The sequence below is a fragment of the Pseudomonas sp. BF-R-01 genome, from assembly GCF_019946615.1.
Taxonomy (GTDB): domain Bacteria; phylum Pseudomonadota; class Gammaproteobacteria; order Pseudomonadales; family Pseudomonadaceae; genus Aquipseudomonas; species Aquipseudomonas migulae.
In genome coordinates this window covers 25,764-50,475 of sequence record NZ_JAGYFX010000034.1, presented here as the reverse complement: position 1 = coordinate 50,475, position 24,712 = coordinate 25,764, and the positions used below count along the sequence as shown (strand labels likewise).

The window sequence follows — 24,712 nt, the reverse complement described above, 5'->3', positions numbered from 1 at the left end:
GCCGTCAGTCCAGACCCGGCTCGAAAGGATTATCGGGCCGGCGGGCTCTCCCCCAACGGCACCACCGCCATGGTCAACCGCGACACACAACTGGCCTTGCCCTCATCGCTGGTCAACCGAATGTCCCAGACATGGGTCGTGCGCCCGATGTGAATCGGCTTGGCCACCGCCGTCACCCGTCCGCTGCGCAGCCCCCGCAAATGGTTGGCGTTGATCTCAAGGCCTACGCAGTAAAACCTGCTGGCATCGATGCACAGATAACTGGCCATGGAGCCGACTGTTTCAGCCAACACCACCGAGGCACCACCGTGCAGCAAACCATAAGGCTGGTGAGTGCGGTGATCGATGACCATGCTCGCCGTCAGCGACTCTTCGTCGAAGGCTTCGAAGCGGATATCCAGCACTTCGCCGATGGTGTTTTTCTGAGTTGCGTTCAACTGCTCGATGTTGGGAGTGGTACGCCACAAACGCATTGCACACATCCTTTGTTGGTTTTGTTCGTGGCTCAATCCTGCCACAGCACCGCTTCGCTATGCTCGCTCCATTCTTCGAACCGGGGGCCGTAAGCCGCTTCGATCACGTTGCGCTTGATCTTCAGGGTTGGCGTCAGGAAGCCGTTTTCCACGGCCCAGCTGTCTTTGACGACAACGAGCCGGCGCAGGCGCTCATGTTTGTCGAGGGCGCCGTTGACCTCTTCGAGAAGTTTTTCCAGGCTTGAATGCAGGCCGGCACGCGCGGTTCCGCCGGCGTCCTGCTGCCCGACCGCCGAAAGCACGCACAACCCCAACGGCGCACTCAACCCATCACCGACCACGCACACTTGCTCGATGCGTGAATGCACCGCCAAACGGTTTTCGATCGGTGCCGGTGCCACGTACTTGCCTTTGCTGGTCTTGAAGATTTCCTTCAGGCGACCGGTCAGGCGCAGGTTGCCTTCGGCGTCCTGTTCGCCCTTGTCACCGGTGCGCAGGAAGCCGTCCTCGGTGATGGTGTCGGCGGTTTTTTCCGGTTCCTTGAAATACCCGAGCATGGTTGCGCCACTGCGCACCAAGACCTCGCCCGATTCGGCGATCCGCACTTCAACGTCAGGGCAAGGCTTGCCGATCCAGCCCGGTTTGTTGTCGCCGGGCCGGCCGATGTGGGAATACCCGCAGCTTTCGGTCATGCCGTAGACCTCCAGCACGTCCAGCCCGAGTTTGCGGTACCACAGCAACAACGTCTGCGGCACCGGCGCGGCGCCGGACAACGCGACGCGCAAGGCGTCCAGCCCCAGCCCGGCGAGCACTTTGTGCCCTACCCGTTTGCCGATGAAGGGCAGCCCGAGCAGGAAGTCGAGGCGTTTTGCCGGGATCTTGCCGTACACGCCCATCTGGAATTTGGTCCAGATGCGTGGCACGCCGAACAGCGCAGTCGGCCGCGCCCGCTGCAAATCAGTCAGGAAGGTGTCGAGGCTCTCGGCAAAGAACACGGTTTGCCCGGTGTAGATAGACGCCAGTTCGACGAACATGCGTTCGGCGACGTGGCACAGCGGCAGGTAAGACAGCAATCGATCCGACTCATTGAGGCCGAACAACTGCGTGCCACGGGTGGTGGCGAACCCCAGATTGCCGAAGCTGTGCATCACGCCTTTGGGCATGCCGGTGGTGCCGGAGGTGTAAATGATGGTCGCCAGTTGGTCAGCGGCAGGTTTGGGGTCGTCCTGGATCGGTGAGCAGGCTTGCAGGTCGGACCAACTGAAATCGAAGGTACCCGGCGGGTGCAACGGCAGGCTGATGGTCGGCAAGTCGGGATTGACCCCGCGGGACATGCCGGGCCAGTCGTCGAGTTTGCCGATGAACGCCAGCGCCGCTTCGGAGTGTTCGAGTACTTGCGCGACGGATTCGGCAGTGAGGTTCGGGTACAACGGCACCGACACATGCCCGGCCATCCAGATCGCCAGGTCGGCGATGATCCAGTGGGCGCAGTTTTTCGAGATCAGGGCGATGTGGCTGCCTTGCGGCAGTTCACGGGCGCGCAGCCAGTGCGCGGCGCAGCGAGCCTGATGGCCGACGTCTTCCCAGGTCAGGGTCTCGACCTGGCCACCACCCGTGGGCTGGACCAGAAAGCGCTGGCGGGGATGACGGGATTCGCGCTCGTAGAAGACGTCCAGCGGCAAACGAAAAGCAGCAGACATGCGACTCGCTCCTTTATTTTTGGTCTGGAGCAAGCGTAGTCAACCAAGCGATTGCTTGGTTGACTATTTCATTACAAAAAATCAGTACTGCAGCCGAACACTGTAGGAGCGAGGCTTGCCCGCGAAGGGGCCCTTGAAGGCGCTAAAAGCTTCGCGGGCAAGCCACGCTCCTACAAAAGCAAAAGCAGCAAAAAGTGTTATGGGTGCTTGAGGCTGTTGAGCTTCATCGATCCGATCAACAACTCATTGTGCTCAAGTTCGGCCAGGCCGGCGGTGCTGACTTTTTCCGGTGGATAGCCGGCGCCATGTTGCAGGTAGCTCAGCAAGTTACCCACCAGCGGGTTGTGACTGACCAAAAGGACGTCACTCACCGACACCAACTGCTCGGCCACTTTATCCGGGTCGGTTTCCGGGGTCAGCCAGTCGACTGTACGAATCTCCGGTTCGAAGCCCAGAGCCTCACGGACCAGTTGCGCAGTTTCCTGCGCTCGCAGGTAAGGGCTGGCATAGATCGCGGTGACGGGCTGCCCCATCAACCGCGCAGCGCTGCGCAGCACTTCTTCACGACCGTGGGCAGTCAATGTCCGTTCGGAGTCCGGACGCGAGCCGTAAGGCTCGGCTTCCCCATGACGCAATACCCAGAGTTTCATAGCTTGGGTTCCTCATCTCGGGCCGGATGCGGCGCAGGCGCCACGACGTGTGGCGCTTCACCTTCCGGTGTACGCGGCGTCGGCCAGTCAGCGAACGGCCAGGGTTTCTGGTCGCTGTGAAACGTGCCGAAACGACCGATCTGCGCCAGGAACTGGCTCAGGCTGTCGCCGAAATTCATCAGGCTGGCGCTCGGGGCGCCATAGATCAAACGATAGACCAGTTGCACCAGCACCACGGCGCCGAGGATGAACTGCGCCACCTGCCAGACCAGCAGGAAGACGATCATCCACAACACCCGCAGCAGGATGGATTCGTACTTGGCTTCTACTTTCGGATCGTTCATGTGCAATTCCCTGCCTGTTTTAAAAGCGTGATCAGTTAAAACCACTGGTGGAAATAAAGTCGACGTCGGTTTTCGGTTCGCCACGCATCAGCAGTTCAATGACCTGATTCAGCGTGCGCCCTTCGAACAGGATCGCGTGCAGCCCGGCGACCAGCGGCATGTAGACGCCTACTTCCTGGGCCTTGGCCTTGAGCACTTTCAGGGTGTTCACACCTTCGGCGACTTCGCCCAGGCGTGTCACCGCGTCTTCCAGGCTCAAGCCCTGACCGAGGGCGAAGCCGACCTGGTAGTTACGGCTTTTTGGCGACGAACAGGTGACGATCAAGTCCCCCACCCCGGCCAGTCCCAGGAACGTCATGGGGTTGGCGCCCTGATTCACCGCGAAGCGGGTCATTTCCGCCAGCGCCCGGGTGATCAGCATGCTCTTGGTGTTTTCGCCCATGCCCAGCGCCACCGCCATGCCGGCGATGATCGCGTAGACGTTTTTCAGCGCCCCGCCCAACTCCACGCCGAAACGGTCGGCGCTGGCGTACACGCGAAAGGTGCGCCCGTGCAGCGCTTCCTGAACCCGTTGGCAGAGTTCTTCGTCTTCGCTGGCGACTACCGTGGCGGTCAGCGCGTGCTCGGCGATTTCACGGGCCAGGTTCGGGCCGGACAGCACGCCGATGCGCGCTTGCGGGGCGATTTCTTCGAGGATCTCGCTCATCAGTTTAAAGGTGTGGGCTTCGATGCCTTTGGTCAGGCTCACCAGCAACTTGCCGCTCAAGCGATCGGCGTGCGGAACCAGCACCGCGCGCAGCGCGCTGGAAGGCAGCGCGACAAAACACAGATCGCAGGCGTCCAGCGTGGCTTGCAGGTCGGTGACCGCTTCCACTCCCGGCAGAATCTTGATGCCCTTGAGGTAACGCGGATTCTCGCGATTGACCCGAATGGCCTCGGCCTGCTCGGGGTCACGCATCCACTGCCGGACCTGATGCCCGTTCTCGGCCAGCAGATTAGCCACGGCGGTACCAAAACTTCCGCCTCCCAGGACCGCAATTGGGCGCTGTTCAGTCATATGCAATCCGTTAATCCATACCAATGGCGATGTCGGCATTATACGGAGCGGCCCAGTGGCGGCCAGCCCCCGCGTCAATTACCGGCACTTGTAGAAAGAAGACGGATAAATCCGAGGAAAATGCCGGCATCGTGACTGAAAAAGTCGACCCGCTCGGTTAACATGCGCGCCCATTAATCGCTATCAAGGATGTGTTGTGTCGTTTGGCCCCGCTGCACCTCGCTCTCCGCTGGTCCTGGCGCTGATATTCAGCCCGCCATTGCTGGCCGACGACCTGTTTCTCGACAACGAGCCTGTGCCGCAAGTGCTGACGGCTACGCGTCTTAAACAGTCGCCGGCGGCGGTTCCGGGAAGCATGACGGTGATCGACAGCGAACTGATCAACGCCAGTGGCGCCCGTGACATCAGTGAATTGCTGCGACTGGTGCCGGGGATGATGGTCGGCAACATCAGCGGCAATCAGGCGGCGGTGAACTATCACGGCACCAACGCCAGCGAAGCGCGGCGCATGCAGGTGCTGATCGACGGGCGCTCGGTGTACCGCGCCGGCCTGGCCACGGTCGACTGGAGCGACATTCCGGTGGCCATGGAAGACATCGAGCGCATCGAGGTTTTCCGCGGCCCGAACACGGTCAGCTATGGCGCCAATGCGTTGATGGCGGTGGTCAACATCATCACCCGCAACCCGGCCGACAGCCATGGTACGCGGGTCAAAGTCACCCGTGGCCAGCGCGGCATCGATGACTTTTACGCCAGTCAGGGCGTGGGTTGGGATGGTGGCGACATGCGCCTGTCGCTGTCCGGCCAGCAGGACGACGGCTTTGACTCGGACCGCAGCGGCGCCGATTACCGCGACAGCCGCCGCTTGAACCGTTTCAACCTCGCCGTCAGCCAGGCGCTCAACGAACAGCAAAGCCTCGATTGGCAATTGAATGCCAAGGATGGCAGCAACCAGCGGCCTTATACCTACCGCCCGGTGTTCTCGGGGATTACTGCCGCCGGGAACAATTCCGACGTTGTGGCCAAGGACTATGCCGGTTCCCTGCGCTGGAATCTCGATGTTAATCCTGATCACAGCCTGTATATCCAGGGCTCGGCCCAGCACTGGGATCGTCAGCAGACCTGGCGCGCCTGCGACGCCGAAGTTTCGTTCAGCCCTGAACTGACAGAGCTCTGGCAGCTCAATCCGAATTACACCGAGCGCCTGGCGCGCAACATCGAGCGTTACGTCGGCCTCGGCGCACCGTCCGGCACGCCGGCAGAAAAAGCCTTGGCCAGTAAAGTGCTGGACCAGTGGCGCAACGGCGCCCGCCAAACCTTGTGCGGCGACATCGACCAGAGCACCCGCGAGACGCGCTACGACCTCGAACTGCAAGACACCCTCAGCCTGTCCGACAGTCTGCGACTGGTCAGCGGCCTGAACTATCGTTACGACCGGGCAGATTCCGAGACCTACTTCAATGGCACGCTCGACGACACGACATGGCGCGCGTTCGGCCAGCTCGAGTGGCGCGCAAGCGAACACTGGCTGTTACAGGGCGGTGCAATGTTCGAAGACACGCAATTGATCGGCAGCTCGCTGACACCGCGCGTGGCGGTCAACTATCTGATCAATCCGCGCCACGGCTTGCGTGCGGTGTATTCGGAAGCCATCCGCTCGCCGGACATGTTCGAGAACAACGTCAACTGGAGTTACCGGGTGACCAACCTGCAACCCGCTGCCTACGGCCAGAACAGCGCCCGCTATTTCGTCAAGACCCGCGGTCCCGGCAATCTCGACCAGGAACACATGCGCTCGCGGGAACTGGGCTACAACGGCTACTTCGCCGAGTGGAGGCTGGCGGTGGACGTGAAGGTGTTTCACGACGAAATCACCGGCATGATCAGCGAGCCGCTACGCAACAATCAGTACATCGCCAGCAACGCCAACAGCTCGCGCTTCACCGGTACGGAAACCCAGCTCGACTGGCGCCTGAGCAGTGCCGATCGCTTGCGCCTGACCTACGCCTACGTCGATGCCGAGGCGAGCAACCCGCTGGATGCGCAACAGACCGCGCGTAACAGTGGCTCCGCCGGTTGGCTGCGCGATTGGGGCCACGGCTGGAACAGCGCGCTCTTCTACTATGGTGACGACGCGCTCAACGGCTATCGCTTTGAGCGGGTCGACACGCGTATCGCCAAGCGCGTTGGCCTGGGCAAGGCCAGCCTGGAACTGGCCGGCGTCCTCCAACAGCGCCTCGACAATCAACCCACGACGTTCATCGACAACCGCTACGACGAACGGCGAGTGCTCTACTTCAGCGCGGAGCTGGCGTTCTAAATGTTGCGCTCTCTATCACGGATGATGCCAAACCCTGGCCGCCTGCTGGCCGGGTTGTGCCTGGTGTTTGCCGGGTGGCTGGGTAGCCTTTCGGTCAACGCTGCCGAAATTCTTCTGACCGGCGCCGACGACAGCGCAGGCATGCAGTCTTTCGCCAAGGCCCTGAGCGACCTGCGCCCGGCTGACAACGTTCGCTTTCAGCCACTGGCCAATCTGCCGACACCGGACAAATTGCCTGCCGGCACCCGGTTGATCCTGCTGGATCTGCCGAGCCTCGACTGGCGCCTGCAAGACGCCCGAGGCCCGGCGACGCTGGTGCTGCGCATCAGCCGCCTGCAAGCCCGTCAACGCCTGGGGGCAACTGTGCCGGCGCATTTGAGCCTGTTGTGGAGCGATCCACCGCTGGATCGGCAATTACGCCTGACCCGAATCCTTTTGCCTCAGGTCAAACGGGTCGGGGTGCTTTACGACAGCCACAGCGAATTTCTCCTGGGCGAACTGCGCGAGATCGCCAAGCCCCTGGGTTTCGAAATCGTCACCGAGCGCTGGGACAATACCCATGACAGCCGACCGTTACAGACGCTGCTGAAAAACAGTGACGTGCTGCTGGGCCTCGACGATCCCGACCTGTACAACCCCAAAACCGCGAAAAACCTGCTGCTCAGCAGCTACACACGGCAAACCGCACTGATCGGTCCCAACGCCGGGTTCGTCAAGGCCGGAAGCCTGACCAGCACCTACAGCGACCAGAGCGACTGGCTGGCGATTCTCGACGATCTGCTCGACCGGCCACCGGCCACGTGGCCGCGCACGCACTACGCCAATCGCTTCAAAGTATTGAGTAACCCACAAGTGGCTCGTTCGTTAGGCATTGAACAGATTAATGAAGCGTTGGTCGCAACACAGTTGGCCGAAGGAGAACGCCGCCCATGACTTTCCGTCGTCGTTGGGACATCAACACGCGAACCCAGATCATCAGCCTCGGCCCTGCCCTGCTGCTGACCTTGCTGCTGATCAGTTTCTTCACCTTCGTGCGGATCCAGGACCTGCGTCAGGAGCTCAATCACACCGGCCAACTGATCGCCAACCAACTGGCGCCGGCCGCCGAGTACGGGGTGATTTCCGGCAACAACGAGGTGCTTGAAAGTTTGCTCAAGGCCACCCTAGCCACGCCCAATGTGCGCTTTCTGGAAGTCCAGGACAGCGCCAACCGGATTCTGGTGTACGTCGAGCACCCCTCGGAAACCTACACCCGCTCGCAACAGGTCGAAGTGTTCCAGGCGCCGGTGCGCTTGCAACGCATCGCACTGCACAATGATTTCTTCCAGGGTGGCAAAGTCACTGGCGCCGCCCCCGCCGAAGATTATCTGGGGCGGGTGATCGTCGGCCTGTCGAACGACGCCTTCAGCAAGCGCCAACAGGAAATCCTCTTCAAGGCCGGTGTCCTCGCGCTGTTCGCCCTGCTGTTCACTTTCCTGATTGCCCGGCGCCTGGCCGGCAGCCTGTCGCAGCCGATCCGTGACATCGGCAACGCGGTCAAGGCGATCCAGAGCGGCGACTACAAAACGCCGTTGCCGATTGTCGACGACACCGAACTCGGCGCGCTGTCGCAGCACATCAACAACCTCGCCAGCGGTCTGGAACAGGCCAGCCGCGAACAGCATCAGGCCATGGCGCAGTTGATCCAGACGCGCGAAGAGGCGGAAAAAGCCAACAACGCCAAATCGGACTTCCTGGCGATGATGAGCCATGAATTGCGCACACCGATGAATGGCGTGCTCGGCATGCTGCAACTGCTGGAAACCACCGATATGACCGCGGAGCAGGTCGAGTACGCGGCGCTGGCCTCGGAGTCCACCGAGCACTTGCTTAAAGTCATCAACGACATTCTCGACTTCTCGCGCATTGAACGTTCGGAGCTGGAACTGGAGCACATCCCGTTCAACCTCGCGGACCTGATCGGCAGTTGCGCCCAGTCGTTCTCGCACAGCGCGATGCAGCGCGGGCTCGACCTGGCGTTGCTGATTCCCGAGGACATGCGTGACTTGCAGGTGCAGGGCGACCCGACGCGGATTCGGCAAATCCTGGTGAACCTGGTGGGCAATGCGCTGAAGTTCACCGAAAAAGGACGCGTCAGCATCGAGCCGCAGTGGCAGTCGCTGGATCACGAGTTGTTGTGGTTCACCTGCACCGTGCGCGACAGCGGGATTGGTATCTCGGCCGAAAGCCTGGAATTGATGTTCAACGCGTTCCAGCAGGCCGACAGTTCTATTTCAAGGCGTTACGGCGGCACCGGGCTGGGGCTGCCGATTGCTCGCACCCTGGCAGAACGCATGGGCGGAACCTTGCGCGCCCAGAGCGAGGAAGGTCGCGGCTCGGTGTTCACCCTGGAAATCCCGCTGGCGCTGTATAAACAGAAGCTGCCGGTACTGACACCGCGTACACCGACTGGCAGCGGCGATGGTGAGGGGCGAAATGTGCTGTTGGTCGAGGACAACCCGGTCAACCAGACCGTTATCGAAGCAATGTTGCGCAGTCTGGGCTTTACTGTCAGCGTCGCCACCGATGGCGCTCAAGCGGTGCGAAGTGCCGAAAGTCTGATTTTCGAAGCGATTCTGATGGACTGCCGACTGCCGATCATTGACGGCTACGAGGCTACCCGCCAGATCCGCCAATTACCCGGCTGCACTGACCTGCCGATCATCGCGCTGACCGCCAACGCCTTGCAGGGCGACCGCGAAGCCTGTTTATCGGCGGGAATGAACGATTACCTGGCCAAGCCCTTCAAACGCACTGATCTGCAGCAGATTCTGCAACGATGGGTGCAGTAGTGCAGGCCTTTCGACCATCTGCGACTGGCGTGAAAGGCGAAAGTGCGGCAGTCTTAGGCACCCGAACAGGCCCGAAAAGGGGCTTGAATAATAATTTCAGTGCACAAGTGTACATTCATGTCCTTGGTGCTGTGACTTTCACCACAACGCAATAGTCTATGAGTAGGCTGCCGATTCGAGGCATGAACGCTTCGATCGGTCGGGAAGATTTGCCCCACCTGCCGCATGGGACTATTGAGGAGCTCGCATGACCAAACAAAACGCCTTTACTCGGGAAGACCTGCTGCGCTGCAGTCGCGGTGAGCTGTTCGGCCCAGGTAACGCGCAACTGCCCGCCCCGAACATGCTGATGGTGGATCGCATCACCCTGATCAGCGAAGAAGGCGGCAAGTACGGCAAAGGTGAATTGGTCGCCGAGCTGGATATCACTCCGGATCTGTGGTTTTTCGCCTGTCACTTCGAAGGTGACCCGGTGATGCCAGGCTGCCTGGGCCTCGACGCCATGTGGCAACTGGTCGGTTTCTTCCTCGGCTGGCAAGGCCTGCCGGGCCGTGGCCGCGCCCTGGGTTCGGGCGAAGTGAAGTTCTTTGGTCAGGTTCTGCCGACCGCGAAGAAAGTGACCTATAACATTCATATCAAGCGCGTCCTCAAAGGCAAACTGAACCTGGCCATCGCCGATGGTTCGGTGACTGTCGACGGTCGCGAGATCTACACCGCCGAAGGCCTTCGGGTCGGCGTTTTCACCTCCACTGACAACTTCTAAGGGTTATCCGCATGCGCCGCGTCGTTATCACTGGTCTGGGCATCGTTTCGTGCCTGGGCAATGACAAAGAGACCGTCTCCGCTAACCTGCGTGCAAGCCGCCCTGGCATCCGGTTCAACCCGGAATATGCCGAAATGGGTCTGCGTAGCCAGGTTTCCGGCTCCATCGACCTTCCCCTCGAAGAACTGATCGATCGCAAGATCTATCGCTTCGTCGGCCACGCGGCGGCTTACGCCTATCTGGCCATGAAAGACGCCATCGCTGACTCCGGTCTGACCGATGAGCAAGTCTCCAACCCGCGTACCGGCCTGATCGCCGGTTCCGGTGGCGCCTCCACGCTGAACCAGATGGAAGCGCTGGACATCCTGCGCGAGAAAGGCGTGAAGCGCGTTGGTCCATACCGCGTGACGCGGACCATGGGCAGCACCGTTTCCGCCTGCCTGGCCACGCCGTTCCAGATCAAGGGCGTGAACTACTCGATCTCCTCCGCCTGCGCCACCAGTGCTCACTGCATTGGTACTGCGGTCGAGCAGATCCAGTTGGGCAAGCAGGACATCGTATTTGCCGGTGGCGGTGAAGAAGAACATTGGAGCCAGTCGTTCCTGTTCGACGCCATGGGCGCCCTGTCCACCCAGTACAACGAAACCCCGGAGAAGGCCTCCCGCGCCTACGACGCCAAGCGTGACGGTTTCGTCATCGCCGGCGGTGGCGGCATGGTGGTGGTCGAGGAGCTGGAACACGCTCTGGCTCGCGGCGCGAAAATCTACGCGGAAATCGTTGGCTACGGCGCGACCTCCGACGGCTACGACATGGTTGCCCCAAGCGGTGAAGGCGCCATCCGTTGCATGCAGATGGCCATGTCCACCGTTGACGCACCTATCGACTACCTGAACACCCACGGTACCTCGACTCCGGTCGGCGACACCAAGGAAATGGAAGGCGTGCGTGCGGTATTCGGCGACAAGGCTCCGGCCATCAGCTCTACCAAGAGCCTGTCCGGTCACTCCCTGGGCGCCGCTGGCGTTCACGAAGCGATCTACTGCCTGCTGATGATGGAAGGCAACTTCATGGCGGGTTCCGCCAACATCGACGAGCTGGACCCAGCAGTGGCAGACATGCCGATCCTGACCAAGACTCGCGAAGACGTCGCCTTCAACACCGTGATGAGCAACAGCTTCGGCTTCGGTGGTACCAACGCTACTTTGGTACTGAAGCGCTGGCAGGGTAAGTAATACCCCGCCGCTACGCTGCACACAAAAACGCCCCGACTGGTTCGGGGCGTTTTTTTATACCTGAACAAAAGGCACAACACAGAACCTGTAGGAGCTGGCTTGCCAGCGATTGCGGTGGGTCAGCCAACACTGATGTTGATGTGCATACGTCATCGCCGGCAAGCCGGCTCCTACAGGTTTTGTGTATGGCGCACGGGCCAGGAAACATGAAGCTTTTGTCATGAAACTCAAAGCCCTGCGACCGAATGTCGCGTATTACGCGGGCTGCAGCACTTTTACAGAATTGGCAAGAGTGCGTTACCAAACACAGTCGTTTACTTAGCAAGCTAACCAAACATATAACTGAGTCCTGCACACGCCTTGCTGCAGATATCACAGAGATTGGAGCTAGCAGATGACTGTAAAAGTAACTGAACGCGACGATTCACATAAATCCCACGAGGGCGTAGCCGCCGGCATCCGGATCTGGGACGTGCACCAACAAGGCATGTTGGTAGGGATGTTCCACTCCGAAACCGACGCCCACAGCTACAAGACCGAACTGGAAACACTGGAGCAGCAACGAGAGCTCCGATCCGCATAAGCAACGACAGCATTGAAAACGACAAACCCCGCCATGAGCGGGGTTTGTCGTTGTAGCAGTCGTTAACCGCTTACCACATCAGATCATCAGGAATCTGATAGGCCGCGTACGGATCGTCTTCAGCCGCCGCTTCTTCGGTCTGCACATTCAGCTGCACGATGCGCTGCGGATCGCGTTCCTGGATCTTCAGGGCCGCCTCACGCGGGATCACTTCGTAGCCGCCGGCATGGTGCACGATCGCCAGCGAGCCGTTGCTGAGCTTGTTGCGCATCAGCGCGTTGACCGACAGGCGCTTGACCTTCTTGTCGTCAACGAAGTTGTAGTAGTCCTCGGTGGTCAGCTTCGGCAGGCGCGAGACTTCGATCAATTGCTTGACCTGCGCGGCACGGGCCTTGGCCTCGGCTTTCTCTTGCTGCTGACGGTTCAGCTCCTGGTCACGCTTGACCTTCTCGGCCAGTGCTTCCTGCGCCAGACGCTGCTGGGTGTCATCCTGTTCAATCTGACCTTTATGGACCAGACGCTGCTGCTTCTGCTTCTCTTTGCCGACCTGTTTGGCCTGCTTTTGGTTGACCAGCCCTGCCTTTAGCAACTGGTCGCGAAGGGAAATGCTCATGGTGCTTATTTCTCACTTAGGCCACTGCTCAACCGCAGCTGGGCAAATTCTTTTCCTGACGTTTGGCTTCGCCCCACAAGGCGTCCAACTCTTCTAGGGTGCAATCTTCTATGGGACGGTGGGTGTCGCGCAATGCCTGTTCGATAAAACGGAAGCGTCTTTCGAATTTGCTGTTGGCACCGCGCAAGGCGGTTTCCGGATCGACCTTTAAATGACGCGCCAGATTGACCACGGAAAACAGCAGGTCACCGACTTCATCGGCAATCGCTGCCGAGTCGTTGTCGGCCATGGCTTCGAGCACTTCATCGAGCTCTTCACGGACTTTATCCAGCACCGGCAACGCATCCGGCCAGTCGAAACCGACCTGCCCTGCGCGCTTTTGCAACTTGGCCGAACGGGATAACGCCGGCAGCGCGGCGGGCACGTCGTCGAGCAAGGACAGTTGTTGCGGTACCGCGGATTTCTCGGCGCGCTCCTCAGCCTTGATTTCTTCCCAGCGCTGCTTGACCTGCTCTTCACTCAGACGCGGAACATCCAGCGGCGCGTACAGATCGCCGGTGGGGAACACGTGGGGATGACGACGGATCAACTTGCGGGTGATGCTGTCGATGACGCCGGCGAATTCGAAGCGCCCTTCTTCCCGGGCCAGTTGACTGTAATAAACCACCTGGAACAGCAAATCGCCCAGCTCGCCTTGCAAGTGATCGAAGTCTCCGCGCTCGATGGCGTCGGCGACTTCGTAGGCTTCCTCAAGGGTGTGCGGGACGATGGTCGCGTAGGTTTGCTTGATGTCCCACGGGCAGCCGAACTGCGGGTCACGCAGACGGCTCATCAGGTGCAGCAAATCTTCAAGTGAATACATCTTTTATTAATCTCTACGCTCTGTAGGAGCGAGGCTTGCCCGCGAAAGCTGCATGTCTGACACACCGTTTTCGCGGGCAAGCCTCGCTCCTACAGATATCACCATCAATTTCCGTGAAGGTTTCTCACGGCGTACGGTTACGCCGGGTTTCGATGATGTTCGGCAACTGGGATATCCGCCCCAGCAACCGCCCAAGCGCATCCAGCCCCGGAATCTCGATGGTCAGGGACATCAACGCGGTGTTGTCCTCTTTGTTCGAGCGGGTGTTGACCGCCAGCACGTTGATCCGCTCGTTGAGCAGCACTTGCGAGACGTCACGCAGCAAACCGGAACGGTCGTAGGCACGGATGATGATGTCCACCGGATAGGTGAGCACCGGCACCGGGCCCCAGCTGACCTGGATGATCCGCTCAGGCTCGCGCCCGGCCAGTTGCAGCACCGAGGCGCAGTCCTGACGGTGAATGCTCACGCCACGGCCCTGGGTGATATAACCGACGATGGCATCGCCCGGCAACGGCTGGCAGCAGCCCGCCATTTGCGTCATCAGGTTGCCGACGCCCTGGATCTGAATGTCGCCGCGCTTGCCCGGTTTGTAGCCGGTGGCCTTGCGCGGAATCAGTTCCAGCTGCTCGTTGCCGCGTTCCGGCTCGACCAGTTGCTGCGCCAGGTTCACCAGTTGCGCCAGGCGCAAATCGCCTGCGCCCAACGCGGCGAACATGTCCTCGGCAGTCTTCATGTTGGCCTTGTCGGCCAGCTTGTCGAAATCCACCGCCGGCAAGCCAAGGCGACTGAGTTCGCGTTCGAGCAGGGTTTTACCGGCCGCGACGTTCTGATCGCGCGCCTGCAATTTGAACCAGTGAACGATCTTCGCCCGCGCCCGCGAGGTGGTGATGTAACCCAGGTTCGGGTTCAGCCAGTCGCGGCTCGGGGTGCCGTGCTTGCTGGTGATGATCTCGACTTGCTCACCGGTTTGCAGGCTGTAGTTGAGCGGTACGATGCGCCCGTTGATCTTCGCGCCACGGCAGTTGTGACCGATCTCGGTGTGCACGCGGTAGGCGAAGTCCAGCGGCGTCGCGCCTTTCGGCAAGTCGATGGCGTGACCGTCGGGGGTGAAGATGTACACCCGGTCCGGCTCGATATCGACCCGCAGCTGTTCCGCCAGGCCGCCGATGTCGCCCAACTCTTCGTGCCACTCGAGCACCTGACGCAGCCAGGAGATTTTCTCTTCGTAGTGGTTGGAGCCGGACTTGACGTCGGTGCCCTTGTAGCGCCAGTGCGCGCAAACGCCCAACTCGGCCTCTTCGTGCATGGAATGGGTGCGGATCTGCACTTCCAGCACCTTGCCCTCAGGCCCGATCACCGCCGTGTGCAACGAGCGGTAGCCGTTCTCTTTCGGGTTGGCGATGTAGTCGTCGAATTCTTTCGGGATGTGCCGCCACAAGGTGTGGACGATGCCGAGCGCGGTGTAGCAGTCGCGCATTTCCGGCACCAGCACGCGAACGGCGCGAACGTCGTAGATCTGGCTGAACTCCAGACCCTTGCGTTGCATTTTGCGCCAGATCGAATAGATGTGTTTGGCCCGGCCGCTGATGTCGGCATCGACGCCGGTGGCCTGCAATTCGACTTTCAGCTGGTTCATCACATCCGCGATGAAACGCTCGCGATCCAGGCGCCGCTCGTGCAGCAACTTGGCGATCTGCTTGTACTGATCGGGCTCGAGGTAGCGAAAGGACAAGTCCTCCAGTTCCCACTTGATGTGACCGATGCCGAGACGGTGGGCGAGCGGCGCGTAGATGTCGAAGACTTCCCGGGCGACGCGGTTGCGCTTCTCGTCGTCGGCGGTTTTCACCGCACGGATCGCGCAGGTGCGTTCGGCCAGTTTGATCAGCGCGACACGCACGTCGTCGACCATGGCCACGAGCATCTTGCGCAGGTTTTCCACCTGGCCCTGAGTGCCCATCACCATGGATTTACGCGGGCTCAGGCTGTCGCTGATCGCCGCCATGCGTTGCACGCCGTCGATGAGTTTGGCCACCACGGGACCAAAGCGCTGGCTGACCGCCGGCAACTGGATTTGGCCTTCGCGCACGCCTCGGTACAGGACCGCGGCGACCAGCGAATCCTGATCGAGCTTGAGGTCGGCGAGGATCTCGGCAATTTCAAGGCCGGTGCGGAAACTGGAGTTTCCCTCGGACCACAAATTCTTCGCCGCATTGGCTTGTTGTTCTGCCTCGCGAGCGTACTCGCAGGCTTCTTTCAAGGCTTCGCGATCCAGTGCCAGATCGACACTGACCGCATGATCGAGCCAAGCCTCGAGATTGATACTGCCGTCGGTGTTGATCGGCTGGTGTGCTCTCACCTGTACCATCTTGCTTACCTTCCCTACGACGCAGATTCAATGCGTCAAATCGCTGACCTTCGCTGCCCATGAGCCCACGTCGGGCTGGTACGCGGCTGCACGGGCGGGCCAGTCGGACCAGACGAGCCTTCCTAACTCGCTTCAAATAACGCCATGGCTTCGACATGTGCCGTCTGAGGAAACATATCGAGAATCCCGGCACGTTTTAACCGGTAGCCCTGCTTGATCAATTCCACTGTGTCGCGCGCCAGCGTTGCCGGATTGCATGACACATATACCAACCGCTCGGCACCCATCGACTTGAGCTTGCGCACCACCTCGAAAGCGCCGTCACGGGGTGGGTCCAAGAGTACCGCACAAAAGCCTTCGCGCGCCCATTCGGCATCGGTCAAAGGCTGGGATAAATCGGCCTGAAAAAACTTCGCATTATGAAGATTGTTGCTAGCGGCGTTCGCGGCTGCCCGCTCGACCATCGCCTGCACACCCTCGACTGCCACCACTTCGCGAACCGCCTTGGCCAGCGGCAAGGCAAAGTTACCCAACCCACAGAATAGATCGAGAACACGCTCATCCGCTGTCGGCTTCAACCAGTCCAGCGCCTGGGCAACCATCGCTTCGTTGACCGCCGCATTGACCTGAATGAAGTCTCCCGGCCGGTACGCCAGGTTCAAATCCCACTGTTCAAGGCGATAGCCCAAAGACTGATCGGCTTGAACCGGTTGTGGCTCGCCCTCTCCATGCAGCCACAATTGAGCTTCATGAAACGAGCAGAAATCCTTGAGGATCGTCAGATCGGATTCAGACAACGGCGCCATGTGCCGCAGCAAAACCGCCAACGACGAACCACTGAACAACTCCACATGCCCCAACGCCTGAGGCTTGCTCAAGCGACGGAGCATTTCCGGCAAGCGGGTCATGATCGGTTGCAAGGGCTGTACCAGCACCGTGCATTCATTGATCGCAACGATGTCCTGACTGCCAGCGGCGCGGAAACCGACTTCGAGCTTCTTCGCTTTCATGTCCCAGCGCACCGCTACACGGGCGCGACGGCGGTAAGCGAATTCCGGACCGCTTAACGGCGCGGCCCATTCTTCGGGCTCGACACCGGCGACCTTCGACAATTGCTCGGCGAGCATGCGCTGTTTCAGGGCAAGTTGTTCGGTGTGCGGCAGATGTTGCACGCTGCAACCGCCACAGCGACCGGCATGCGGGCACGGTGCCGGGCGACGCAGTTCGCTGGCCTGGAACACACGCTCGGTGCGCGCCTCGACTACTTTGCCGTGGGCGCCCAACACGCGCGCCTCGACCTCTTCACCGGCCAAAGCGCCGATGACGAACCAGGTGCGACCTTCGAAAAACGCGATACCGCGACCGTCATTCGCCAGGCGCTCTATAGTCAGGCGCTGCTTTTTGCCGGTCGGAATTTGCGGGGCCTTGCTGCCGCCGGTGGGCTGGAAGCGCAGGCCTCTCTCGTGCTTGGCCATCAGTTGGGCGCGTCGAAAATGCCGGTCGACAAGTAACGGTCGCCACGGTCGCAGATGATCGCGACGATCACCGCGTTTTCAACTTCTTTGGACAGGCGCAGCATCGCTGCCACGGCACCGCCCGAGGACACGCCGCAGAAGATGCCTTCTTCGCGAGCCAGACGACGGGTCACGTCCTCGGCTTCGCTTTGCGCCATGTCGACGATGCGGTCCACGCGATCGGCCTGGTAGATCTTCGGCAGGTATTCCTGCGGCCAGCGACGGATGCCCGGGATCGCCGAGCCTTCCATCGGTTGCAGACCGATGATCTGCACGTTGTCGTTCTGCTCTTTCAAGTAGCGCGACACGCCCATGATGGTGCCCGTGGTGCCCATCGAACTGACGAAATGGGTGATGGTGCCCTCGGTCTGACGCCAGATTTCCGGGCCGGTGGTGGTGTAGTGCGCTTCCGGGTTATCTCCGTTGGCGAACTGGTCCAGCACCTTGCCACGGCCTTCGGCTTCCATTCGCTGAGCGAGGTCGCGTGCGCCTTCCATGCCTTCTTCCTGGGTCACCAGGATCAGCTCGGCGCCATACGCCGTCATCGCGGCCTTGCGCTCGGCGCTGGAGTTGTCCGGCATGATCAGGATCATCTTGTAACCCTTGATCGCAGCGGCCATGGCCAGGGCGATCCCGGTGTTGCCCGAGGTCGCTTCGATCAGCGTATCGCCGACGTGGATCTGCCCACGCAACTCGGCGCGGGTAATCATCGATAGCGCCGGCCGGTCCTTGACCGAACCCGCCGGGTTGTTCCCTTCGAGCTTGAGCAAAAGGGTATTGCTGGTGGCGCCGGGCAGGCGCTGCAAACGGACCAGCGGAGTGTTGCCGACGCAATCGGCGATGGTTGGGTACTGCAAGGTCATGGCGTATTCGCAATCCAGACTGCGGGGGCGCCTATCATACCGGCAAACGTTGGAAGGCCATATCACGCAAAGTGCGGTGCTTATGGCTTATGGGAATAAGCGACTGATTCAGCCTTCTTTTGCCTGTGCAGCATTCAAGGCATAGAACTCATGCAGCTTGGCCTGAAGCAATTGTTTGTCCGGTAGCTGAACCTGGTACTCGGCAATCAGGGCTGGCGACAGACTGCGATTAAGGGCGTACTCGACCACTTCATCTTCCTTGCTGGCACAAAGCAATACCCCAATGGCAGGGTTTTCGTGGGGCTTGCGCTCACCACGATCCAGCGCTTCCAGATAGAAATTCAGCTTGCCCAGGTACTCCGGTTCGAAACGACCGACCTTTAGTTCAATGGCCACCAGACAGTTGAGCCCACGGTGGAAGAACAACAGGTCCAGGGCGAAATCCCGGCCGCCAACTTGCAGCGGGTATTCGGAACCGACAAAGCAGAAATCGCGGCCAAGCTCGATCAGAAACTCCTTGAGGCGTGCCAGTAAACCCTGATGCAGATCGGTTTCGGCGTGGGTGCCGGGCAGGTCGAGAAACTCGATCATGTAGGCGTCGCGGAATATCTCAAGTGCCGAGGGGTGAGTTTGTTTCAGCGCGGCGGAGGCTTTTGCCGGTTGGGTGATACTGCGTTCGAACAGTGCAGCCTTTAACTGGCGCTCCAGCTCGCGCTTCGACCACTTTTCCTGAACGGCCATACGCACGTAGAACTCCCGCTCTTCCTCGCGTTTACACTGGCTGAAAATGATCAGGTTGTGCGACCAGGACAATTGTCGCACCAGTGGTGCGACTTTCTCTTCTCCATGGTAGGTCTCATAGAACTGACACATGCGAAACAAGTTGGACCGGGTAAAGCCACGCAATCCTGGCTGCGTCCGGGCCAGATGCTCGGCCAATTGGCTGACCACCGCATCTCCCCATTCAGCCAGTTCCAGCTTGCGACTGATGTAAGCACCAACCTGCCAGTACAACTCGATCAGCTGGGTATTCACCGTCTGTATCGCCTGTTGCCTGGCACCGTGAATCAGTGCAAGCACTTCATTGAAACGGTCGTCGGTTGTGTTGCCGGGAACGTGGATTGCAGTCATGCCTGATTCCTTGAACATGAGTTAAAGCGTGAGCTTAAACCGTCAAAGATGCTGGAAATGACCGGTGATACCCTTTAGGAAATGTCGTACAGAAACCCCGGAACGCTCCGGCAAAATCAAAACGTTGGCGGACGGGAGGGCCTCTTCGCGGGCAAGCCCGCTCCCACAGGGATACGAGGTGATCACACCATTTGCGGCTGACATGCATCCACTGTGGGAGCGGGCTTGCCCGCGATGGCGTCATCATGGACAACACCATCATCAGCCAATAGCCGGATATTCAGTCGCAACCCCTTCCCGTTGTTTTCAGCCCAAAGCCGTCCGCCCTGGCGCTGCACCGCATTCCTTGCAATGCTCAGCCCCAACCCGAACCCGCCATTCCCCGGCCGCGAACCATCGAGTCGAGTGAACGGCGAGAAGATCCGCTCAAGATCCTCTTCAGCCACCCCGCCCCCTTCATCCTCCAGCCACAGATGCCAGTAACCGCCTTCACGCCGTCCATCCAGACGCACGATGCCGCCCTTCGGTGAATGGCGAATGGCATTGCGCAGGATGTTTTCCAGGGCCTGGGCCAAGGTGTTGAGATTGCCGCGCACCCAGCAGGATGAATCCACCGCGCACTGCAATTGCTCGGTGGGGCAGCAACTTTCATAGCAGGCGTTGTCCGTGAGCATTTCCCACAGTGCCTGAATCTGGATCGCCTCGTCGGGCAAGGGCGTGCGCTCGGTGTCGAGCCAGGCCAGTTGCAGCGTGTCTTCGACCAACCGTTGCATGCCATCGACTTCGCGACCAATGCGCTCGCGCAGTTGCACCAGACTTTGCTCGCCCTCGCTCGCCACGCGCAAACGGCTCAAGGGTGTACGCAATTCGTGGGACAGGTCGCGCAGCAGCTGTTGTTGCAGGGCCACCGTGCTTTGCAGGCGCTCGGACATGTGATCGAACGCACGGCCCAGTTCACCCAGTTCATCGCAGCGATTGGTCGTGCGGCTCGACAGGCGCACGCCCAACTGGTCGGCGCGCCACGCATTGGCCTGCTCGCGCAGTTGATTGAGGGGCACGACCAGCAATCGATACAGCCCGACACACAACAGCAAGGTGAACAGTCCGGGAATCACGCCATTGGTGATGACGCGCCAGAACACCCGGTAGCGCCCCGGCTTGAACCGCTGGGGCAGTTCGATCACCAGGCTGCCAACGGATGAGTCGCCGGGAAACGGTACGCGCAGCCACGGCAGGCGTTTTTTGTGAATGGGCCAGTCCAGGCCACGCAGAAAAGTCAGGCGCTGGATTTCCTGGCCCGTCAGCGGCTGACTACTCAACGACTGCAAATCGCCGCCAATCACACCCACCCAGCCCTTTTCACGCTGTCGCATATCCTGCAGCCAGGCATCGACACCTGCGCTCTGCCCCTGCTCCCATGCCTGTTCGGCTTCGGCAGCAAAGCGCGTCAGAGTGCCTCGGGCTTCGTCAGAGAGAAACTGGTTGCGCTGCTCCATGTAGCGGCCCCAGGACCAGCTCAGCCAGATCATCAGCAGACAGAACGCCACCAGCAGACAGGCGAGTTTCCAGAACAGCGAATGCCTGCCCGGCAGGTCAGACCACTTCATGGTCAGCACTCAGGACATAGCCCTTGCCCCACACCGTGCGCACTTCCCGCTCGGTGTAGCCGATGGCCTTGAGCTTGCGACGGATCTGGCTGATGTGCATGTCGAGGCTGCGGTCGTGAGCCGCGTAACCCCGTTGCAACACGTGCTGATAAAGGAAGGCTTTGCTCAGCACCTCATCGCCGTTGCGGTGGAGAGTGTCCAGCAACCGGTACTCGCTGCGGGTCAGGCCGGCGGCGTGTTCGCCATAGAACACCTCGAAGCATTCATCGTCGAAACGCAGACTGTCCGCCACCAAGGCAACCGGCGCCACGGCAGGGCGACGATCCAGTGCAACGCGCCGCAGGATCGCTTCGATGCGCACGCGCAACTCGGCCATGCTGAAGGGCTTGGGCAAATAATCATCGGCACCGAGGCGGAAACCGCTGATGCGATCGGCTTCGGCGCCCAGTGCCGACATCAGCACCACCGGGGTGGAATGGCTCTGGCGCAATTGGGTCAGCACGTTCAATCCGTTCATGCCCGGCAGCAGAATGTCCATCAGCACCACATCGAAGGCTTGCTCACGGGCAATCGCCAGGCCTTCCTGGCCGTTTTGGCACCAGGTCACCTGGAAACCGCTACGGCCCAGTTGCTCGTGCACATAAGCACCTAGCACCAGGTCGTCTTCGATGGAGAGGATTCGGGGATGGCCAACAGAGATGGGAGTCATGAGTATCTGCAAATAATTCTCAGTTGATGATTATTCAAGATTGCCTCGCCGGGGGCAACCCAAGGTTTGCCAGCCACACAAAAGCGCTGGACTGCCCGACGAATGACGTCATCAATTTTACGAGGATTGCCTGCAAGCAAATCGCTACACTGCGCAAGTGGCGTGTACCGGATGTATGCGCAGGTTCTTAAATGGCTGGATGCAGGAGAGAGGCGTGCTCAAGAAACTGGGAATAAAAGGCCGCGTGCTGTTGCTGACCTTGCTTCCGACCAGCCTGATGGCCTTGGTGCTGGGCGGCTATTTCACCTGGATGCAGCAATCCGACCTGCAAACCCAACTCATGCAGCGTGGCGAAATGATCGCCGAACAGCTCGCGCCCCTTGTCGCGCCGGCCATGAGCCACAAGGACACCGAACTGCTGGAGCGCATCGCCACCCAAGCGCTGGAAACGCCCGATGTGCGCGCAGTGACGCTCCTCGCCCCGGACCGCACGTCGCTGGCGCATGCCGGCCCGACCATGCTCAATCCGGCGCCGCTGGGCAATGGCTCGCAAATGCTGCGCCGCAGCGGCAACGATGCGACGCGTTACCTGCTGCCGGTGTTCGGCAAGCACCGCAACCTGGCCGGTGACCTGATACCCGAGGAATCTGACCGCTTGCTGGGTTGGGTCGAACTCGAACTGTCCCACAACGGCATGTTGCTGCGCGGTTATCGCAGCCTGTTCGCCAGCCTGCTGTTGATCGGCGCGGGCCTCGCCGGTGCGGCGCTGCTGGCATTGCGCATGGGCCGCACGATCAATCGGCCGCTGAGCCAGATCAAACAAGCGGTGGCGCAACTCAAGGACGGTCACCTGGAAACCCGCCTGCCACCGCTCGGCAGTCAGGAGCTCGATGAACTGGCGTCCGGCATCAACCGCATGGCCGGCACCCTGCAGAACGCCCAGGAAGAATTGCAACACAGCATCGATCAGGCCACCGAAGACGTGCGCCAGAACCTGGAAACCATCGAAATCCAGAACATCGAGCTGGACCTGGCGCGCAAGGAAGCCCTGGAAGCGAGCCGGATCAAATCCGAATTCCTCGCCAACATGAGCCATGAAATCCGCACGCCGCTCAACGGCATTCTCGGTTTCACCCATCTGCTGCAAAAAAGCGAACTGACCCCACGTCAGCTCGACTACCTGGGCACCATCGAAAAATCCGCCGACAGCCTGCTGGGGATCATCAACGAGATCCTCGACTTCTCGAAAATCGAGGCCGGCAAACTGGTGCTCGACCACATTCCGTTCAACTTGCGCGATTTGCTCCAGGACACCCTGACCATCCTCGCCCCGGCCGCCCACGCCAAACAACTGGAACTGGTGAGCCTGGTCTATCGCGACACGCCGCTGTCGCTGGTCGGCGATCCGCTGCGCCTGAAGCAGATCCTCACCAACCTGGTGAGCAACGCGATCAAGTTCACCCGCGAAGGCACCATCGTTGCCCGCGCCATGCTCGAAGACGAGCATGAAGACAGCGTGCAACTGCGCATCAGCATTCAGGACACCGGCATCGGCCTGTCGAACGAGGACGTGCGCGCGCTGTTCCAGGCCTTCAGCCAGGCCGACAACTCGCTGTCCCGGCAACCTGGCGGCACCGGCCTGGGGCTGGTGATTTCCAAGCGCCTGATCGAACAGATGGGCGGCGAGATCGGCGTCGACAGCACGCCGGGCGAAGGCTCGGAATTCTGGATCAGCCTGAGCCTGCCGAAAACCCGCGACGACGCCGAAGACCTGCCCGCTCCGCCGTTGCTCGGACGCCGCGTCGCCGTGCTGGAGAACCACGAACTGGCCCGTCAGGCGTTGCAGCATCAACTGGAAGACTGTGGCCTGGAAGTCACCCCGTTCAACACTCTGGAAAGCCTGACCAATGGCGTGACCGGCGCACACCAGACCGATCTGGCGATCGACCTCGCCGTGCTTGGCATCACCAGCAATGACATGCCGCCGGAGCGCCTCAACCAGCACATCTGGGACCTTGAGCACCTCGGCTGCAAAGTGCTGGTGCTGTGCCCGACCACCGAACAGACGCTGTTCCACCTCTCGGTGCCGAACCCGCACAGCCAGCTCCAGGCCAAACCGGCCTGCACACGCAAGTTGCGCCGGGCCTTGTCCGATCTGGTCAATCCGCGCCAGCAACGTAGCGATCCCGGCGAGCCGGTGTCCAGCCGCGCGCCGAAGGTGCTCTGCGTCGATGACAACCCGGCCAATCTGTTGCTGGTGCAAACCCTGCTCGAGGACCTTGGCGCCAAGGTGCTTGCGGTGGAAAGCGGCTATGCCGCCGTCAAAGCGGTGCAGACCGAGACCTTCGATCTGGTGTTGATGGACGTGCAGATGCCTGGCATGGATGGTCGTCAGAGCACCGAAACCATTCGCCAGTGGGAAAGCGAACGGCATTGCACGCCGCTGCCGATCGTAGCCCTCACCGCCCACGCGATGGCCAACGAAAAACGCGCGCTGCTGCAAAGTGGCATGGATGATTACCTGACCAAACCGATCAGCGAGCGGCAATTGGCTCAGGTGGTGTTGAAGTGGACCGGCCTGGCGCTGCGCAATCAGGGGCCCGAGCGTTCCAGCGACAGTCACGGCGGCAGCCACGAGTTGCAAGTGCTGGATCACGAAGAAGGGTTGCGGCTGGCGGCGGGCAAGGCGGATCTGGCGGCGGACATGCTGGCGATGTTGCTGGCATCGCTGGAAGCCGACCGCGAAGCCATCCGCTTCGCCCGGGAAACCAACGATCACAACGCGTTGATCGAACGCGTACACCGCCTGCACGGCGCCACCCGTTATTGCGGTGTGCCGCAGCTGCGCGCTGCCTGCCAGCGCAGCGAAACCCTGCTCAAGCAACAGGACCCGAAGGCTCCGGGTGCATTGGAAGACCTCGACCGGGCCATCAATCGCCTGGCGGCACATGCCCGTATCAATGCTTGATACAACGCAATCCGTTTGATTGCCACGGGCGTAAGCTCACAGCAATCCCTTGTAGGAGCATGGCTTGCCAGCGAAGGGGCCCTCAAACCCTTCTTCATTCTGGAGGACGCCTTCGCTGGCAAGC

General features: G+C 60.6%; 20 protein-coding genes. 7 read left to right on the top strand and 13 right to left on the bottom strand.

The features are described from left to right. Nucleotides 1–29: 29 nt before the first annotated feature. From KGB27_RS14945 to KGB27_RS14925, 5 genes are all read right to left on the bottom strand, one after another. The gene (locus tag KGB27_RS14945) at nt 30–473 is read right to left on the bottom strand and encodes a hotdog fold thioesterase (RefSeq protein ID WP_223555119.1); all 444 of its coding nucleotides are present in this window, start codon (nt 471–473) and stop codon (nt 30–32) included. Between the two features lie 32 nt (nt 474–505). Further along, nucleotides 506–2,173, bottom strand: coding sequence for an AMP-binding protein (locus tag KGB27_RS14940; RefSeq protein WP_223555117.1), 1,668 nt, complete (start codon nt 2,171–2,173; stop codon nt 506–508). A 197-nt stretch (nt 2,174–2,370) separates the two neighbouring features. After that, nucleotides 2,371–2,823: a phosphohistidine phosphatase SixA gene (sixA, locus tag KGB27_RS14935; protein ID WP_207286458.1), complete on the bottom strand. Its 453-nt coding sequence runs from the start codon at nt 2,821–2,823 to the stop codon at nt 2,371–2,373. After that, on the bottom strand, nt 2,820–3,167 hold the full coding sequence (locus KGB27_RS14930) for a DUF4389 domain-containing protein (protein ID WP_223450364.1): 348 nt from the start codon (nt 3,165–3,167) through the stop codon (nt 2,820–2,822). The genes sixA and KGB27_RS14930 overlap by 4 nt, the downstream gene beginning before the upstream one ends. 31 nt (nt 3,168–3,198) lie before the next feature. After that, nucleotides 3,199–4,224 carry an NAD(P)H-dependent glycerol-3-phosphate dehydrogenase gene (locus tag KGB27_RS14925; protein ID WP_008029310.1) on the bottom strand — a complete coding sequence of 342 codons (1,026 nt, stop codon included), beginning with the start codon at nt 4,222–4,224 and terminating at the stop codon, nt 3,199–3,201. 196 nt (nt 4,225–4,420) lie between these two features. Here KGB27_RS14925 and KGB27_RS14920 point away from each other — a divergent pair, with 196 nt between their 5' ends. The 6 genes from KGB27_RS14920 (at nt 4,421) to KGB27_RS14895 (ending at nt 11,953) form a co-directional block, all read left to right on the top strand. Beyond that, nucleotides 4,421–6,544 carry a TonB-dependent receptor plug domain-containing protein gene (locus KGB27_RS14920; RefSeq protein ID WP_223555115.1) on the top strand — a complete coding sequence of 708 codons (2,124 nt, stop codon included), beginning with the start codon at nt 4,421–4,423 and terminating at the stop codon, nt 6,542–6,544. Further along, a complete protein-coding gene (locus tag KGB27_RS14915; protein ID WP_223555112.1) occupies nt 6,545–7,477 on the top strand; it encodes an ABC transporter substrate-binding protein in 933 nt (310 codons plus the stop codon). Continuing rightward, nucleotides 7,474–9,375: an ATP-binding protein gene (locus KGB27_RS14910; RefSeq protein WP_192227935.1), complete on the top strand. Its 1,902-nt coding sequence runs from the start codon at nt 7,474–7,476 to the stop codon at nt 9,373–9,375. Before KGB27_RS14915 ends, KGB27_RS14910 begins: the two co-directional genes overlap by 4 nt. Before the next feature lie 247 nt (nt 9,376–9,622). Beyond that, nucleotides 9,623–10,138: a 3-hydroxyacyl-[acyl-carrier-protein] dehydratase FabA gene (gene fabA, locus KGB27_RS14905; protein ID WP_003179264.1), complete on the top strand. Its 516-nt coding sequence runs from the start codon at nt 9,623–9,625 to the stop codon at nt 10,136–10,138. 11 nt (nt 10,139–10,149) lie between these two features. Then, nucleotides 10,150–11,370: a beta-ketoacyl-ACP synthase I gene (fabB, locus tag KGB27_RS14900; RefSeq protein WP_008029314.1), complete on the top strand. Its 1,221-nt coding sequence runs from the start codon at nt 10,150–10,152 to the stop codon at nt 11,368–11,370. A 394-nt stretch (nt 11,371–11,764) separates the two neighbouring features. Beyond that, a complete protein-coding gene (locus KGB27_RS14895; protein ID WP_008029315.1) occupies nt 11,765–11,953 on the top strand; it encodes a hypothetical protein in 189 nt (62 codons plus the stop codon). 70 nt (nt 11,954–12,023) lie between these two features. On the opposite strand, the gene KGB27_RS14890 is transcribed toward KGB27_RS14895, so the two are convergent. From KGB27_RS14890 to KGB27_RS14855, 8 genes are all read right to left on the bottom strand, one after another. Then, on the bottom strand, nt 12,024–12,566 hold the full coding sequence (locus KGB27_RS14890) for a DUF2058 domain-containing protein (protein ID WP_008041629.1): 543 nt from the start codon (nt 12,564–12,566) through the stop codon (nt 12,024–12,026). A gap of 28 nt (nt 12,567–12,594) precedes the next feature. Beyond that, nucleotides 12,595–13,428: a nucleoside triphosphate pyrophosphohydrolase gene (mazG, locus tag KGB27_RS14885; RefSeq protein ID WP_223481333.1), complete on the bottom strand. Its 834-nt coding sequence runs from the start codon at nt 13,426–13,428 to the stop codon at nt 12,595–12,597. Nucleotides 13,429–13,552: 124 nt separating this feature from the next. Next, nucleotides 13,553–15,796, bottom strand: a complete 2,244-nt coding sequence (gene relA, locus KGB27_RS14880) for a GTP diphosphokinase (RefSeq protein ID WP_008029318.1) — start codon at nt 15,794–15,796, stop codon at nt 13,553–13,555. 122 nt (nt 15,797–15,918) lie between these two features. Beyond that, nucleotides 15,919–17,271 carry a 23S rRNA (uracil(1939)-C(5))-methyltransferase RlmD gene (rlmD, locus tag KGB27_RS14875; protein ID WP_223450358.1) on the bottom strand — a complete coding sequence of 451 codons (1,353 nt, stop codon included), beginning with the start codon at nt 17,269–17,271 and terminating at the stop codon, nt 15,919–15,921. Next, nucleotides 17,271–18,173, bottom strand: a complete 903-nt coding sequence (cysM, locus tag KGB27_RS14870; protein ID WP_008029320.1) for a cysteine synthase CysM — start codon at nt 18,171–18,173, stop codon at nt 17,271–17,273. The genes rlmD and cysM overlap by 1 nt, the downstream gene beginning before the upstream one ends. A gap of 108 nt (nt 18,174–18,281) precedes the next feature. Further along, nucleotides 18,282–19,304 (bottom strand): YhcG family protein, encoded by a 1,023-nt coding sequence (locus KGB27_RS14865; protein WP_008041635.1) that lies wholly within the window; start codon nt 19,302–19,304, stop codon nt 18,282–18,284. A 182-nt stretch (nt 19,305–19,486) separates the two neighbouring features. After that, on the bottom strand, nt 19,487–20,911 hold the full coding sequence (locus tag KGB27_RS14860) for a sensor histidine kinase (protein ID WP_223555110.1): 1,425 nt from the start codon (nt 20,909–20,911) through the stop codon (nt 19,487–19,489). Further along, complete coding sequence (locus KGB27_RS14855; RefSeq protein WP_008041637.1) at nt 20,898–21,620, bottom strand: response regulator transcription factor; 723 nt, start codon at nt 21,618–21,620, stop codon at nt 20,898–20,900. Before KGB27_RS14855 ends, KGB27_RS14860 begins: the two co-directional genes overlap by 14 nt. A gap of 214 nt (nt 21,621–21,834) precedes the next feature. Between KGB27_RS14855 and KGB27_RS14850 the strand changes: the two genes are divergently transcribed. Then, complete coding sequence (locus tag KGB27_RS14850; protein ID WP_223415757.1) at nt 21,835–24,588, top strand: response regulator; 2,754 nt, start codon at nt 21,835–21,837, stop codon at nt 24,586–24,588. Nucleotides 24,589–24,712 lie beyond the last annotated feature (124 nt).

Coding starts and splice junctions, on each gene's coding strand:
- cysM (WP_008029320.1), bottom strand. CDS start 18,173: ATGACCTTGCAGTACCCAACCATCGCCGATTGCGTCGGCAACACTCCG.
- fabA (WP_003179264.1), top strand. CDS start 9,623: ATGACCAAACAAAACGCCTTTACTCGGGAAGACCTGCTGCGCTGCAGT.
- KGB27_RS14945 (WP_223555119.1), bottom strand. CDS start 473: ATGCGTTTGTGGCGTACCACTCCCAACATCGAGCAGTTGAACGCAACT.
- relA (WP_008029318.1), bottom strand. CDS start 15,796: ATGGTACAGGTGAGAGCACACCAGCCGATCAACACCGACGGCAGTATC.
- KGB27_RS14865 (WP_008041635.1), bottom strand. CDS start 19,304: ATGACTGCAATCCACGTTCCCGGCAACACAACCGACGACCGTTTCAAT.
- KGB27_RS14930 (WP_223450364.1), bottom strand. CDS start 3,167: ATGAACGATCCGAAAGTAGAAGCCAAGTACGAATCCATCCTGCTGCGG.
- KGB27_RS14895 (WP_008029315.1), top strand. CDS start 11,765: ATGACTGTAAAAGTAACTGAACGCGACGATTCACATAAATCCCACGAG.
- rlmD (WP_223450358.1), bottom strand. CDS start 17,271: ATGGCCAAGCACGAGAGAGGCCTGCGCTTCCAGCCCACCGGCGGCAGC.
- KGB27_RS14890 (WP_008041629.1), bottom strand. CDS start 12,566: ATGAGCATTTCCCTTCGCGACCAGTTGCTAAAGGCAGGGCTGGTCAAC.
- KGB27_RS14860 (WP_223555110.1), bottom strand. CDS start 20,911: ATGAAGTGGTCTGACCTGCCGGGCAGGCATTCGCTGTTCTGGAAACTC.
- fabB (WP_008029314.1), top strand. CDS start 10,150: ATGCGCCGCGTCGTTATCACTGGTCTGGGCATCGTTTCGTGCCTGGGC.
- sixA (WP_207286458.1), bottom strand. CDS start 2,823: ATGAAACTCTGGGTATTGCGTCATGGGGAAGCCGAGCCTTACGGCTCG.
- KGB27_RS14855 (WP_008041637.1), bottom strand. CDS start 21,620: ATGACTCCCATCTCTGTTGGCCATCCCCGAATCCTCTCCATCGAAGAC.
- KGB27_RS14915 (WP_223555112.1), top strand. CDS start 6,545: ATGTTGCGCTCTCTATCACGGATGATGCCAAACCCTGGCCGCCTGCTG.
- mazG (WP_223481333.1), bottom strand. CDS start 13,428: ATGTATTCACTTGAAGATTTGCTGCACCTGATGAGCCGTCTGCGTGAC.
- KGB27_RS14940 (WP_223555117.1), bottom strand. CDS start 2,173: ATGTCTGCTGCTTTTCGTTTGCCGCTGGACGTCTTCTACGAGCGCGAA.
- KGB27_RS14910 (WP_192227935.1), top strand. CDS start 7,474: ATGACTTTCCGTCGTCGTTGGGACATCAACACGCGAACCCAGATCATC.
- KGB27_RS14925 (WP_008029310.1), bottom strand. CDS start 4,224: ATGACTGAACAGCGCCCAATTGCGGTCCTGGGAGGCGGAAGTTTTGGT.